Annotated in this window: 12 protein-coding genes, 2 tRNA genes and 1 rRNA gene; 7 read left to right on the plus strand and 8 right to left on the minus strand. The window is 55.1% G+C overall.

From position 1 onward, the window contains the following. Window positions 1–6: 6 nt before the first annotated feature. The 4 genes from rrf to CDI07_RS00590 all read left to right on the plus strand — a co-directional run bounded on the left by rrf (window position 7) and on the right by CDI07_RS00590 (window position 1,782). Window positions 7–128: ribosomal RNA gene (gene rrf / locus CDI07_RS00575) — 5S ribosomal RNA — on the plus strand. An 8-nt stretch (window positions 129–136) separates the two neighbouring features. Next, window positions 137–214, plus strand: a tRNA-Asp gene (locus CDI07_RS00580). A 612-nt stretch (window positions 215–826) separates the two neighbouring features. After that, window positions 827–904, plus strand: a tRNA-Lys gene (locus CDI07_RS00585). Window positions 905–1,344: 440 nt separating this feature from the next. After that, the gene (locus CDI07_RS00590) at window positions 1,345–1,782 is read left to right on the plus strand and encodes a metal-dependent transcriptional regulator (protein WP_088179763.1); all 438 of its coding nucleotides are present in this window, start codon (window positions 1,345–1,347) and stop codon (window positions 1,780–1,782) included. A 47-nt stretch (window positions 1,783–1,829) separates the two neighbouring features. Here the strand turns inward: CDI07_RS00590 and CDI07_RS00595 are convergent, their stop codons facing one another. The 3 genes from CDI07_RS00595 to CDI07_RS00605 all read right to left on the minus strand — a co-directional run bounded on the left by CDI07_RS00595 (window position 1,830) and on the right by CDI07_RS00605 (window position 5,902). Further along, window positions 1,830–3,167 (minus strand): NCS2 family permease, encoded by a 1,338-nt coding sequence (locus tag CDI07_RS00595; protein ID WP_088179764.1) that lies wholly within the window; start codon window positions 3,165–3,167, stop codon window positions 1,830–1,832. A 111-nt stretch (window positions 3,168–3,278) separates the two neighbouring features. Beyond that, window positions 3,279–4,283: an ABC transporter ATP-binding protein gene (locus CDI07_RS00600; protein WP_088179765.1), complete on the minus strand. Its 1,005-nt coding sequence runs from the start codon at window positions 4,281–4,283 to the stop codon at window positions 3,279–3,281. Beyond that, window positions 4,277–5,902: an iron ABC transporter permease gene (locus CDI07_RS00605; protein WP_088179766.1), complete on the minus strand. Its 1,626-nt coding sequence runs from the start codon at window positions 5,900–5,902 to the stop codon at window positions 4,277–4,279. Before CDI07_RS00605 ends, CDI07_RS00600 begins: the two co-directional genes overlap by 7 nt. 84 nt (window positions 5,903–5,986) lie before the next feature. Here CDI07_RS00605 and CDI07_RS00610 point away from each other — a divergent pair, with 84 nt between their 5' ends. Further along, on the plus strand, window positions 5,987–7,030 hold the full coding sequence (locus CDI07_RS00610; protein WP_088179767.1) for a P1 family peptidase: 1,044 nt from the start codon (window positions 5,987–5,989) through the stop codon (window positions 7,028–7,030). On the opposite strand, the gene CDI07_RS00615 is transcribed toward CDI07_RS00610, so the two are convergent. The 4 genes from CDI07_RS00615 to CDI07_RS00630 are packed head-to-tail and all read right to left on the minus strand — an operon-like array spanning window position 7,027 to window position 10,381. After that, entirely contained in the window at window positions 7,027–7,872 is an 846-nt protein-coding gene (locus CDI07_RS00615) for a deoxyribonuclease IV (protein WP_088179768.1), read from the minus strand. The genes CDI07_RS00610 and CDI07_RS00615 overlap by 4 nt on opposite strands. A 41-nt stretch (window positions 7,873–7,913) precedes the next feature. Further along, the gene (locus CDI07_RS00620) at window positions 7,914–8,975 is read right to left on the minus strand and encodes a hypothetical protein (protein WP_088179769.1); all 1,062 of its coding nucleotides are present in this window, start codon (window positions 8,973–8,975) and stop codon (window positions 7,914–7,916) included. Next, window positions 8,953–10,086 carry a DUF373 family protein gene (locus tag CDI07_RS00625; RefSeq protein ID WP_193432406.1) on the minus strand — a complete coding sequence of 378 codons (1,134 nt, stop codon included), beginning with the start codon at window positions 10,084–10,086 and terminating at the stop codon, window positions 8,953–8,955. The genes CDI07_RS00620 and CDI07_RS00625 overlap by 23 nt, the downstream gene beginning before the upstream one ends. Next, window positions 10,079–10,381, minus strand: coding sequence for an MTH1187 family thiamine-binding protein (locus CDI07_RS00630; protein WP_088179770.1), 303 nt, complete (start codon window positions 10,379–10,381; stop codon window positions 10,079–10,081). The genes CDI07_RS00625 and CDI07_RS00630 overlap by 8 nt, the downstream gene beginning before the upstream one ends. 94 nt (window positions 10,382–10,475) lie before the next feature. Here CDI07_RS00630 and CDI07_RS00635 point away from each other — a divergent pair, with 94 nt between their 5' ends. Next, complete coding sequence (locus CDI07_RS00635; protein ID WP_088179771.1) at window positions 10,476–11,090, plus strand: TIGR00296 family protein; 615 nt, start codon at window positions 10,476–10,478, stop codon at window positions 11,088–11,090. Between the two features lie 91 nt (window positions 11,091–11,181). Next, window positions 11,182–12,258 (plus strand): choice-of-anchor L domain-containing protein, encoded by a 1,077-nt coding sequence (locus tag CDI07_RS00640; protein ID WP_088179772.1) that lies wholly within the window; start codon window positions 11,182–11,184, stop codon window positions 12,256–12,258. Here the strand turns inward: CDI07_RS00640 and CDI07_RS00645 are convergent. After that, window positions 12,255–13,613, minus strand: a complete 1,359-nt coding sequence (locus CDI07_RS00645) for an RsmB/NOP family class I SAM-dependent RNA methyltransferase (protein ID WP_088179773.1) — start codon at window positions 13,611–13,613, stop codon at window positions 12,255–12,257. The genes CDI07_RS00640 and CDI07_RS00645 overlap by 4 nt on opposite strands. Between the last annotated feature and the right edge of the window lie 52 nt (window positions 13,614–13,665).

The raw sequence follows: 13,665 nt of genomic DNA on the forward strand, positions 1-13,665 counted from the left end.
CAGCGGTGCGGCGGTCATAGCGGCGGGGTCACACCCGGTCTCGTTTCGACCCCGGAAGTTAAGCCCGCCAGCGATCCCGGGTGTACTGTCCTCCGGGAGGGGACGGGAAACCGGGGACGCCGCCGGCCACTCAAACGCCCGGGTGGTGTAGCCAGGCCCATCATACGGGACTGTCACTCCCGTGACTCGGGTTCAAATCCCGACCCGGGCGCCATACAACCCTTTCTAACGAAAGCGTTGACGGAAAGAGCGCGTGCAATTCTAAAAATGCTTGTCTTCTAAGTGGTTTACGCTCCAATTGCCACTCTAATAGCGTTTCACTCTCTCAAGGCGTTCAAAGAACGCCAGAATAATCGTGAAACCTGATTAATGGATTGTTTCGAAGTTAAACCCTTGTTCCCAGTAAGTCCAGAGTGCACGCGTTAGGTTCCAGCCAACTTGACAAAAAGGGAATATTTTGGTCAAACTTTGCAGAGCAAAGTTTGCTTTTCTGGCGAAAAGTTTGATCAAAAGGTCGTGATTCCTTTTGAGTGGTCGGGTTCTTAGTGGATTTTTGTTTTAGTGGTTGAATTGTACGTTGGATTCATGTCAAAAGACGTTTTTAGCGGGTTCGACTTCAACCCGCGCTCCAAAGGAGCGCTAAAAAGCTTGAACCCATTGAAGTGCATCTTCCAGATGATGAATCCCAATCAAAACTGCCAACTCAAGTGAAAACCCGCCCAAACAGCAATCCACGAAGGAATCACAAACTTTGATGAAACTTTGCGCAGGCAAAAGTTTCGGGGCAAAGCTTATAAAATCTCTCCGCCGTTATCCCATCGGGCGTGGGCCGGTAGCTCAGCCTGGTTAGAGCGCGGGGCTTTTAACCCCGTGGCCGCGGGTTCGAATCCCGTCCGGCCCGCCATAACAACCCTTTGCTTCGCATGTTGAGACTTTTGTCTCAACACGTCGGGAAGCTTCGCTTCCCACGAAGCGTTGACGGAAAGAATGAGTGCTCTTCTAAAAATGCCTGTTTTCAATCGGCTCTCTTCAACTGTCAGATTATAGGGTTTCACTTTCCACAAAGCGTCCAAAGGACGCCAGAATATGAGCGAAACTACCTAACTTTCGGAGTTTTAAAGTTGAACCCTGTTCCAAGGGCAGTTTTTGTAGTGCACTCTCTTGTTCTCTGGTAGTTCAGCAGGAAGGAAGACTTTTCTGGAGTTAGGTTTGGAGGAATCACGCTGCTAAAGAACGCTCTTTGAAAAGAGCTACTAACCTTGATGAAACTTCACTCAGGCAAAGTTTCCTGTGGTGCGAAAACTACTTAAACATTTTTGGTCAACCTAACGACAGGTGAGGTCGTTGGAGGTAAGCAAGAGGGAAGAGGAATATCTCGAGACCATGTACATCCTTCACAAGAACAAAGGGGTCATCCGCGTCAAGGACATCGCCAAGATGATGCGCGTCAAGCCGCCCAGCGTCGTCGATGCCCTGAAGAAGCTCTCTGAGAAGGGTCTGGTGGAGTACGAGAAGTACGATAGGATTCTGCTGACTGACGCGGGCAGGGATATAGCGGAGGCAACGTATTCAAAGCACCTGCTCCTCACGCAGTTCTTCATTGACATCCTCGGCATTCCGCCTGAGATAGCCGAGCACGACGCCTGTCAGTTCGAGCACTACGTCAGCGAGATAACCGTACAGAGGATAAGGGAGTTCGCCCAGTACATACAGGAGCAGTGTCCCTACGTCCTCAAGCAGTTCATCAAGGAGAAGCTGGCCGAGAACGCCGAGTCCAAGTGATTCTCAAACTTTTGCTGTTCTCTTTGGAATGATAAAGAAAAGTGGAATCAGAAGACCCCGCCGAGGTAGGCGAAGTACGCCACGAATATCAGGGACAGAACGTACATGAGCGGGTGTATCTCTTCCCTTCTGCCGCTGAAGAGCTTGAGTATCGTGTAGCTGATGAAGCCTATGCCTATCCCGTCGGCTATCGAGTACGTGTAAGGTATGGTTATGAGCACGAGGAAGGCCGGAATCGCCTCGGTGTGGTCCGTGAAGTTCACTTCCTTGATGGCGCTGAGCATGTAGTAACCCACTATAACGAGGGCCGGGGCTGTTGCAAAGGCCGGAATCGCCCCCGCCAGCGGTGCTATGAAGAGGCCTATGCCGAGGAAGAGCAGACCGGTGACGAGTGCCGTCATTCCAGTCCTTCCGCCCTCCTCTATTCCGGCCGCGCTCTCGATGTAGGTCGTGACCGTTGAGGTTCCGAGGACGGCTCCGACGGTCGTGCCTATTGCATCCGTGAGGAGTATCTTCTCGGCGTCGGGGACTTTGCCCTCCTTGGTCAGGAAACCAGCTTTGGCGCTCAGGCCCGTAACCGTTCCCAGCGTGTCGAAGAAGTCCACCATGAAGAAGGCGAATATAACTCCTATCGCACCGACGTTGAGGAGACCCTGAAGGTCCATCTGCATGAAGGTGTAGCTGATGTCAGGGGTTGAGAACAGGTGCTCGGGCCAGGGGGCCAGACCGGTAATCCAGCCGATGACGCTGGTGACTATGATGGAGATGAGCAGCGAGCCCTTGACGCGGAGCGCGATGAGAATCATCGTCAGAAACAGGCCGAAGAAGAAGAGCAGTATCTCCCCGCTGGTCAGCGCGGAGGTGTTGAGACCGGTGAACTGAAGCACCCCAGCGTCGTTCACGACCGCCGTGAGGAGACCCACGTCGTTGAGACCTATGAAGGTCAGGAAGAGACCTATACCTGCTCCGATCGCGTACTTCTGGCTTATGGGTATCGCGTGGATTATCGCGCTCCTCACCTTGGTAACGCTGAGGACTATGAACACCAGACCCTCCACGAAGACCGCCGCGAGGGCTACTCTCCAGTCGTAGCCCATACCCAGGACGACGCTGTAGGCGAAGTAGGCGTTCAGTCCCATTCCCGGCGCGAGGGCGAAGGGCTTCTTGGCGTAAATTCCCATGAGAATCGTTGCAAGCCCCGCGGCGAGGGCCGTGACGGCGACGAGCGAGTTAAAGGCCTCCTTACCCATGGCATCGCTGAGGATCGCCGGGTTCACGAAGAGAATGTACGCCATGGTCATGAATGTCGTCATTCCTGCGAGCACTTCGGTCTTCATATCAGTGCCGTACCTCTCAAACTCGAAGTAGTTCTCGAACCATCCCATGAGCTTCACCCCTTGGATTGACTGATTTTTGCTAATAACTTAGTTTTTTAAAGGTTTTTTTGACAGAAAAATGTTGAAGAAAGGCCGAAAGAAAAATTGCACTTGGATGGCCTAATCCAGCACCGAGAAGCTCCTAACCTCCACATCTACCCGCTCGGGCATCGCCTCAACGCCGAAGGGCAGCTCGTCGAGGAAGCGCTCCGCGAGGATTACCTCACCCCCAACCCCGAGCCTCAGCCTTATCCTGCCGGGCAGGAGTTCGTAGTCAATGATTTCAGCGGTATCGCCGGGTTTTACGTAGACGCTTTCTGGCCTGAAGAATACCCTCACTTTCCCATTTCTTCCGACGTCGAAGCACAGCCCTCCAAGGCAGGCCCTACCGTTCTCGGCTTTAAGCTCCAGTATGTTGCTCAAACCCAGAAAGCGCGCCACGAACTCGGTCTTTGGGCGGTAGTAGAGCTCCAGCGGTTTTCCAACCTGCTCAATGTGGCCGACGTTCATGACTGCAATTCTATCGCTTATTGCCATTGCCTCCTCCTGGTCGTGGGTGACGTATATCGTCGTTATGCCGAGCTCGCGCTGGATTCTCTTTATCTCTCCCCTAAGCCTTTCCCTTATCTTGGCGTCGAGGTTGCTGAGGGGCTCGTCGAGGAGAAGAACCTCCGGCTCGACGACCAGGGCCCTCGCGAGGGCAACACGCTGCTGCTGGCCGCCGCTCAGCTGCTCCGGATAGCGGTTTTCGAGGCCCTCCAGACCGACCAGCTCAAGCGCCCACCTTACCATCCTCTCTATCTCCGCCCTTGGAAGCCTCTTCATCTCAAGGCCGAAGGCGATGTTCTTGAAGACCGTCATGTGGGGAAACAGCGCGTAGTCCTGGAAGACTATGCCTATCCCGCGCTCGTAGGGCGGTAAATCGTTCACCCTCCTTCCGTCGAAGAGTATCTCTCCCCTCTCCGGCTTTTCAAAGCCCGCTATCATCCTCAGCGTCGTCGTCTTTCCGCAGCCGCTCGGCCCGAGGAGCGTGAGAAACTCACCGTCCTTGACGTCGAGCTCGCTTATCTCAAGCCGGAAATCCTCCCACTCCTTGAGGACTCCCTTCAGTTCCACCCTCACCATACTTCCTCACCTACCCTCTCGATTATCAGGAAGCTGAGCGTTGAGACGGCCATAAGAAGAACCGCCAGGGCCGAGGCCGAGCCGAACTGCCTCGCCCCGAGGAACTTGTATATGGCCACGGTCATGGTGGTGTACTCTGGTTTGGCCAGCATGTAGGTCGCTCCCAGCTCCGCTATGCTTATGGCGAAGGCGAATATCGCGCCAACGATGACTCCACCCAGGGCCAGCGGAAGCTCCACCCTCAGGAAGGCCTTCCACTCCTTGGCTCCCAGGCTCAGCGCCGCCTCCCAGAGGTTCGGCCGTATCTTCTTCAGGGACGTTGAAACGGCACGGAGCACGAAGGGATAAGCTATGACGGTGTGGGCGGCTATGATTATCCAGGCGGTGAAGTAGAGGGGCGTGGTGTGGAAGACCCTTATGTATCCCAGACCGAGGGTTATGGCAGAGCTAGCCAGCGGGAGCATCACCAGGACGTCGAAGAGCCTCTTTCCCCTGAAGTTCCACCGGTGGAGGGCGTAGGCTATTGGAAGTGCCACGAGAACAGACAGGAATATCGTCGCCAGACCGAATGTGAGTGAGTTCCTTACCGCGTCAAGCGTTGTCGCCCCGAACATCGGGTTGTACTCGGTCGAGAATATTCTCCTGTACCATTCGAGGCTCCAGGCATCGTTGAAGCGCAGGGAGTCGTAGAGGACAGCCAGTAGCGGGGAGACTATGAAGAGGAAGACGATTAGGGAGTATATTCCAACGAGCAGGCCCTTGAGGCTCAGCCAGTCACGCCTCGTGAAGGGCCGGGGCCTTCTAAACACGCGCTGCTCCTCGCGCTTGGCGTAGGCATCGAGCGCCCTCAGGTAGAGGTACATGAAGCCCATGCTGAGGATTATCTGGATTATGGCCAGCGCCGAGCCGGTCTTGAAGTCAAGGAGCACCATTATCGAGGTGAAGATGTCCACCTCTATCGTGGCGTACTGGTAACCGCCGATGATGAGCGGAATCGAGAAGCTCAGGAAGCAGAACACGAAGGTGAGCATCGCGGAGGCAAAAATCGCCGGGGAGATCATCGGCAGGGTAACTTTCCTGAAGAGCGTCCAGCCTTTGGCTCCGAGTGCCATCGCGGCCTCCTCGTAGTGGGGGTTTACGCGTTGCCACAGCGACGAGACCATGCGGATAACTATCGGGAAGTTGTAGAAGGCATGGGCGAGGAGAATGCCCTTCCAGGAGTAGATTATGCCCAGATCGCGGCCGATGAGCCCGGTTATGAAGCCGCTCTTTCCGAAGAGGAGTATGTAGCCCAATGCGACCATCACGCTGGGCATGACGAACGGGACTGTTAAGACCGCCTTTATGGTGCCCTTCCCCGGAAAGTCGTACTTGGCGAATATGTACGCCCCCGGAAGGCCGAGTGCCAGGGTAAGGAGGGTTGAGGCTATCGCCTGCCCTATCGTGAAGAGGATGACCCTCCTGTGGTAGTCGTTGGCCAGAACGGCGGAGAGGTGTTTGAGGGTGAGGCCGTTCTCCCAGAGGCCGGTTTTTAGAATACTGACTAACGGGACGTAGAAGAAGACCACGAGGAAGGCCAGAGGGATGAGCAGGAAGAGCTTTGAGAGCCTTGACCCCATGGTGACAACTCGGTTTTAGAGGTTTATAAGAGTTGATTGGGCAAGGTTGTTAAGTCCAGCATGCTATTTATCACCGGTGATACCATGAAGGCTCCCGAGCTGGGAATAAGGATTGGGCTTCACCCTCACGGAAAAAGGAACTCAATAGCGGATTTGGGCGTTAAAGCCGGCCACTCAACGATAATCGAGGGGGATGACATCAGAACCGGGGTTACCGTTCTGCTTCCTCCCGTCAAGAACCCATACAGGGAGAGGCTTTTCTCAGCCACCTTCGTCATGAACGGCTTCTCCAAGCCGATAGGCTTCGTTCAGGTCGATGAGCTGGGCTACATCGAGACGCCGGTAGCGTTGACCAACACGCTGAGCGTCTATACGGTCGCTAACGCTATGGTCAAGCACATGATTGAGCTGAACCCCGATTTGAAGAGCGTTTCCCCAGTCGTCATGGAATGCAACGATTCTTACCTAAACGACATCAGAAAGATGGCCGTTCGAGATGACCACTACTTCGAGGCCGTCAAAAACGCGAAACTCGACTTCGAAGAAGGCTCGGTTGGTGCCGGCACCGGAATGAGCGCCTTCGAGTTCAAGGGCGGGATAGGGTCATCGTCGAGGGTCGTCGAAATCGGCGGCGAGGAGTATGCGGTTGCATCCCTCGTTTTAGCGAACTTCGGCAGGAGGGAGGACCTGACGGTAGCAGGGGTCCCCGTTGGCCTTGAGCTGAAGGACTATCCGGGCAGGGGAACCTCCGGAAGGGGGAGCATCTCGATGGTGGTTGCCACGAACGCGCCTCTGACAGCGAGGCAGCTGAGAAGGCTGGGGAAGAGGGCGGTTGTCGGGCTCGCGAGAACCGGGGGCTACGCCTACCACGGGAGCGGCGACGTGGTTCTGGCATTCTCCACCGCCCAGACCGTTCCGCTGGATAAGGAGGCCCATCTGCTCAGCTTCCTTCCCGACAACGCTCTGAGCCCGCTCTTTAGGGCAGCCGCCGAAGCCACTGAGGAGGCTGTAATCAACGCGCTCCTGCAGGCCAGAACCATCGAGGGAAACGGGCACGTGAGGTACGCCCTTCCGGTTGATAGGCTCCTCGAAATCATGGAAAGATACGGGAGGATTGAGAGGGCTTAAACCCGTATCTCCTCGTATTTCTTCTTCATCAGAATTGCATCGCCCTCGATGTTCGGGCTCTCGCTTATGACTACGCCCTTGACCCTGAACTCCTTGAGAACCCTCAGCAGGTCTTCCCAGTTCATGTCGCTCTCCTGGAGGTTCAGGTGGTTCCTCTCGCCCTTCGAGGTGTAGTTTATGCCGCTTATGTGGATGTGCATGTTGTCCAGGGCTTCCCTTCCGAGCCTGTCCTCCATCAGGGAGAGCATCTCGCGCCACTCCTCGGCGGTGTTGCACTCTCCGGCGTGCCTCGCATGGGCGTGGGCGAAGTCTATCGTCGGCAGAACCATCTCGACCTCTTCGCTCAGCCTCACCAGCTCTCTCAGGTCTCCGAACTGGGTCGGCTTGCCTGTCAGCTCTGGCCTTATCCACACCTCTATCCCTCTGTCCTGGAGACTGCTCACTATATCCTTGATCTCGCCCTTTATCCTCTGGTAGACCTTCTCCGGGTCCTGCTTGAGGTAGTAGCCGGCGTGGAAAACAACGCTCCATCCGCCCGCGTCGTACAGGCGCTCGGCGCTCTGGATTATCCTCTTCTTGCTGGCCTCGACCTTGGCCTTCTCAGCCGCGTTCAAGTTGATGTAGTACGGCGCGTGGGCGGTCAGGAGAACGTCGTGCTTCTTCGCCACGTACTTTACCTTCTTGGCCAGCTCCGGCCTCAGATTAACGCCCCTGACGAACTCAAGCTCCATCGCATCGAGGCCAAGGTTTCTCACGTGGGCTATCCCGTCTATAGTTGAGCGCTTTGGGGTTGATATTGGTATTCCGGCCGTTCCGAATCGAAGTCTGTCCACCTTGAACATGCTCACCACCCAAAAGAATTAGGGAAGCCTAATTCATAAACCTATCGTTCTATCGATTCGCCGAGTATCTCCTCGAGCCTCGCCAGACTCTCGTCCAGCTCCCTCTCCAGGTGCTCAAGCTGGCGTCTGAGCTTCCGTATCTCGGCCTCCTTCTCCTCGATGAGCCTCTGAATCTCCCATATTTCCTTCTTCCTGGCCTCTCCATCCGCCAGAATCTTGTCCCTCTTCCTTTCGAGTTCGGAGAGTTTCTCCCTCTCCCTTTCGATGGCCTCTGCCCTCTCTTTGAGGTTCTCTATCAGCCACTGGGCGGTTTTCCTGTACTTGCCGTCGAGCCTGGGGTATATCCTCTGGAGCAGGGAAATGAACTCGTCCGGCTTTCTAAGGGCCACGGAACTGTCCCTTACGAGTTCGTCCGCTATCGGCTCGTGGAGGCGCATCCGCTTTATCGGCTTCTGGAGCTTTGAGACCTTCGAGCGAACCTCCATTTCGGCAGTTCGGAGCGAGGAGGAGAGACTTTTTATGTTCTCCTCAAGCTCCCCAAATCCATGCTCTCGGTAGAATTCATCCAGTTCTCCTTCCTTCTCCTTCAGCTTCTTCTCCAGCTCCAGCTTCTCCTTCTCCGCGGTGGCAATGCTCTCTCTAGTCTTCTCCTCTTCCGTGATGAGCTCCCTGAGTCTGAGGTCGGGCAGGCCTTTTCTACCCAGCTCGTTGTAGTATTTCACGTACTCCTCGTTGAGCTCCTTCAACAGGCGGTTGATGGCGTAGACGTCCCTCTCGAAGATTATGAGGAGGTACTTCCCGTGTCCCACGTGAAGCTTGGCTAAGTCTGGAAGGCGCTTCCCGAGGTCGTCCATGTTCTCTATGCTGGCCAGCGCGTTCCTCAGTGCCGTGACGTAGTTCTTCTTCTCCGCGGTCACGATTTTCTTTATATTCTCGTCCACGTTCTTGGGAACGTCCTTCTTCTCCAGGGAGTCTATTTTCTTTAGAATCTCCCGGATTTTCTTCTCGAGGTGTTTGTTGTACTTCTTTCTGACCTTCTCGACCTCTTTCTCGGCCTTCTTTCTCCTCTTTTCGTACTCATCAAGTGCTCGTTCCAGTCTCAACTCTCTCCCATCCCCTAACTTTTCCTCTCATGTAGATTCCAACGAGAACGGCCACCGCCACGTCCGCGAGGGCGAGCAGGAACTTCGCGAAGACGTCTATGTCGGATATCGTGAGTATGGCCATCGCGTACCTGGTCGTCAGGTCGATGGTTATCCAGAGCGCGGGCATCAGGAGGAGCGCCGAGACGTAGTACCAGATGTGGTAGTCCTTCCGAAGGTACGCCTGTATGCTCTTTCCCATTATCATCACGGAGATTCCGATTATCAGCGGGGCCGCTATGGCGTTTATGTAGATGAGCGTTGCCAGGAGCGGCGTTCCGGGCCAGCCGCCGATTATCTCCTTCGCGTACTCCTCCAGTCTGAAGTAGGCGTTTATGGCGCCTCCGCCGATTATGAGGGCGCCCGCGATGACTGATATAACGAAGATGAACTGCTTCGCTATGGTCTCCCTGAAGTTGAAGCGGAAGCCCTTGGTGAAGAAGTAACCGCCGATGAAGAGGAGTATCGTGCCGGTTATCGTCGCGGAGATTATCTTCACACTCTCGGGATACCAGACCCCTATCAGCCTCGCGATTCCATAGAGTAGGAGTATCATTCCCGGGATTCCGAGGACTACCTTTGCGACCTCCGGATCGCTGAGTATCTCCCTCAGGTAGCGGTAGATGATGTAGTAGGTCGTCTCTATGCCCTCGCTCTGTTTGACGACTACCCTGTGGGAGCTTATTATCGGCACCTTCGAGGTTATTATCGGGAATATCTGCTCGTCCTCGGCGCCGTCGGTGACGGTGATGACGCCATCCGCCGGAAACCTCTCAAGGACGAGCTCCAGCTGCCTGGCGAGCTCCAGGTCGCTCTTGACGCCCACCTTAGGGTGTCCGGTTATCAGGGCCACCTGAACGTCTTCGAACTCGCCGCTCTCCTTCAGCCCATCGTAGAGCTTAACCGCGGCGTAAACGACGTTGGCGTCGCTGTCCTCGGGATCGGCCAGGCTGAGCTTGAGGGCTGCATCTACGCAGGCGTCTCGTCCTATCACCGGCCCCTCAACGCCGGCCTTCTGTCCAAAATCATCATCGCGGTCTATAGCGAGAATCAGTGCTTTGATCTCAACCACCCCTCGCCTTTTCGAGGACTGATTTCACCTTGTCCTCCATGCGAACGCGCTTATCGCGTCTGTCGTCGATCCTTACGGTCGTTGAAACCCTCGAAGCGCCGAGTTTGAACATCAGCTCGTGCGCCTCCTCGATTATATCGAAAGCTTCCCTCACGGTCGGAACCTCTATTATGGTTGCCATCGGTGTCAATTGGTATTTAACACCCTTCCTCTCTAAAAGCTTTACCACCTCGGCGACGTACCTGCTCAGACTTCTCTCTCCGAGGGGGACGATGACGAACTCAGCGATCACCACTTTCGACACCCGACTTAACTTCCTTCGGCAATTTTTTAAGCTTTGCGGGAAAGGTAAATAACCCTTCTCACCGTAGGAACGACGGGTGAGGACGATGTACAAAATCAAGGATGAGTGGGGAGAATTCCTCGTCAGGCTCGCGAGGAGGGCGATAGAGGAGTACTTTAGAAACGGGAGAACGATAAAGCCTCCCGAGGATACCCCTCCGGAGCTGTGGGAGAAGATGGGCGTCTTCGTGACCATTAACAAGCGCCATGCACCGCCCCAGATGGCCCTTCGCGGGTGCATTGGATTTCCCCTTCCGGTATATCCGCTCGTCGAAGCCACGATAAAGGCGGCCATCTACGCCGCCGTTGACGATCCGCGCTTCCCGCCCGTGAGGGAGAGTGAGCTGAACGACCTGGTTATCGAGGTGAGCGTTCTGACGCCCCCTGAGCCGATTGAAGGACCTCCGGAGGAAAGGCCGAAGAAGATAAAGGTTGGCCGCGATGGGTTGATAATTGAGAAGGGCATCTACTCTGGCCTATTGCTCCCGCAGGTGCCGATAGAGTGGGGCTGGGACGAGGAGGAGTTTCTGGCCCAGACCTGCTGGAAGGCCGGCCTTCCGCCCGACTGCTGGCTCGATGAGAGCACGAAGGTCTACCGCTTCACCGCGGAGATATTCGAGGAGGAGAAACCCGGAGGACCGGTCAAGAGGAAGCCGCTGTGAGCGGTTTTCGAAATTTTTTCGAAAAATTTCCGGAATTTCTTGAAAATATTTAAATAGTTTCATGACATACATCAAACCAAGGTGAGGTGGAGTGGAGACACGAAACTTCCTCTGGGTTATGGCGCTCTTTTTGGTTTTCGTGGTTTCATCTCCTCCCACGGGGGCGGTCTACGGGAGCGTCATCACGAGGGACGCCACGGATGAGGCGAACGCGATTCTAAACTCCAACTTCAGGAATTCGCTCGTCAGTGCGGAGTTCAAGGGGGTTGAAGAGCAGATTTTGGTGACCACAAAGCCGCTACTCGGTTTCCCGATTGAGGGGGACTCCTATGTAATTCTGAGCTCCGGTGATGCGAGATACGTTACAGCGGGTGCTGACTACGATGTTGAGAATGTTAGTGGGATACACGTTGAGGACGGTCAACCTGTTACGGGCCAGGATGCATACGACGTTGTGCGGTTGACCTTAACCCTTAGGGTCCCACGCGGTGCAAGGGTATTATCTTTTAAGTGGAGAATGGTCTCGGATGATTACCCCCCCTACAACGATTACTTCTACGCCTATGTCGAGCTTCCTGATGGGACAAGAAAAGTCGCTGCAACGCTTCCCAATGGAAGTATCCCCTATATTACCGCGGCCGTGCCGTATTTCCAAGATGTAAACAACCAGGATGGCGTGGTTCTTGATAATATGACCCCTATCTATACAGCTAGTGTGGACGTCTCCCAGTACGGAGGCGAGGAGATAACCCTTGTTCTAGAAGTCGCTGATGCCAGTGACGATATTGAAGATACCGCGGTTCTCATAGACGACGTCAAGTTCGACGTTCCCCAGTCGTTCTTCGTGTACAACCGCATGATGGTCATCGCCCAGGTATGGACGATGTACTTCTTCAAGCTTCACGACGAGTTCGATGAGATATACGCCAACGCAAGTGCCGCCGGGGTTGACAACGACACCCTTTCGCTGGCGAAGGAACTCCACGAGAACGCAACCCAGATGATAATGGAAGCCTGGGACACGGACAACCTCGACGACATAAAGCTCCGCGTCTGGGGGGCCATACCGACGTATCCAAAGATGCACCTCGTCAGAAAGGCTTACGTTACCGAGAAGGACGCCATCAACGTGCTCATTGAGGCCATGAAGGAACTTGGGGGCGGTTAATCCGCCCTTCTCAATTTTGCGATAAAAAAGCTGTTGCAGTCGTGCCTGTGCGTCCACGCTCTGAAAACCCTATCGCCGAGTTCAAGGAAGCCCTTGTCTCCCCAGTCGAAGGGATAGTTTATCAGTTCAAGCCCAACCCTCTCAATCGCGAAGAGTACGTTCTCCTCGTCCTCGTCGATCCTTATCGAGCACGTCGAGTAGGTCATCTCCCCGCCTTCCCTAAGGTTCTCGTATGCGTTGCGGAGCATGTTCCTCTGGACGTTTACGATGCGCTTGATCTTGTTCTCATCGAAGCGCCACTTCACTTCCGGGAACTGCCGGTAGGTTCCGGAGCTTGAGCACGGCGCGTCGAGGATGATCCTGTCGAACTTGGCCTTGTCTTTAAAGCTCTGGCCGTCGGCATGGACGAGCTTGACGTTCTTGATTCCGAGGAGTTTCATCTTCTCTCTCATGCGCATGAGCCTGTCGTAGGAGTAGTCGACCGCGATTATCTCGCCTTTGTTCTCCATCAGCGCCGCCGCGTGGAAGGTCTTGCTCCCGGGGGCTGCCGCCAGGTCGAGAACCCTCTCGCCGGGTTCGGGAGCCAGTACGTGGGCGACGTAGGCAGAGGCTAAATCCTGGATAACGAACTTCCCTTCCCTGTACCAGTCGAGCCTCGTTACCGGAGTTTTATATTCGAGGACCTTCAGGACGTCCGGAACGGGAGTTAAGGCCGTCCTCACGCCTTTCTCCTCGAGGTAGTCCCTCAGCGAGTCCACGTCCGTCTTAAGGGTGTTTGCTCTGACGTAGTACCTCTGCGGCCTGTTGTTGCTCAGGAGTAACCTAACCGCCTCATCGTAGCCCAAAAGCTCCACCGCGTACTCGACGTACCAGCGGGGATGAGAGAAGCGGACGGAGAGCCACTCGATTCTATCCCTCTCCTTGAGCCTCTTTAGGGCACTTTCAACGTCGAACCTCTCTATTGAGTGCATGAGCGCGTTGACGAACTTGGCGCGGGAGAAATCAAAGTGCTCCTTAACGACCCTGATTATTGAGTCCGTGGCCACCGCCGGCGGCACTTTCCTGAAGTGGATTTCGAAGGTGCCTATCCTCAGAAGGTTGGCCAGGTATGGGTCCAGGTCTTCGACCCTCGAACCCTTGAGGACGGAGTTGATTATGAAGTCTATCTTCGCCCTCCACTTCTCTATCTCGAAGACGTAGGCATGAGCCAATCCCCGCGCCTTGTCCCGGTCTCTACCCGACACCCTCTTGAAGACCCTCTCAAGGGCGTGCTTCGATGAGAGCTCGCGCTCCTCAACCAAGCTTAACGCGTCCGCCACCACTTCCTGAAAGCTCACGCGGTAAAACAGCTCCATGGACGGGGCTTTGCGGGGGAGTTTAAAAAGGTGGTGGTGAGGTTTATTAGCT

Source organism: Thermococcus sp. 5-4 (assembly GCF_002197185.1).
Classification (GTDB): Archaea; Methanobacteriota_B; Thermococci; order Thermococcales; family Thermococcaceae; genus Thermococcus; species Thermococcus radiotolerans.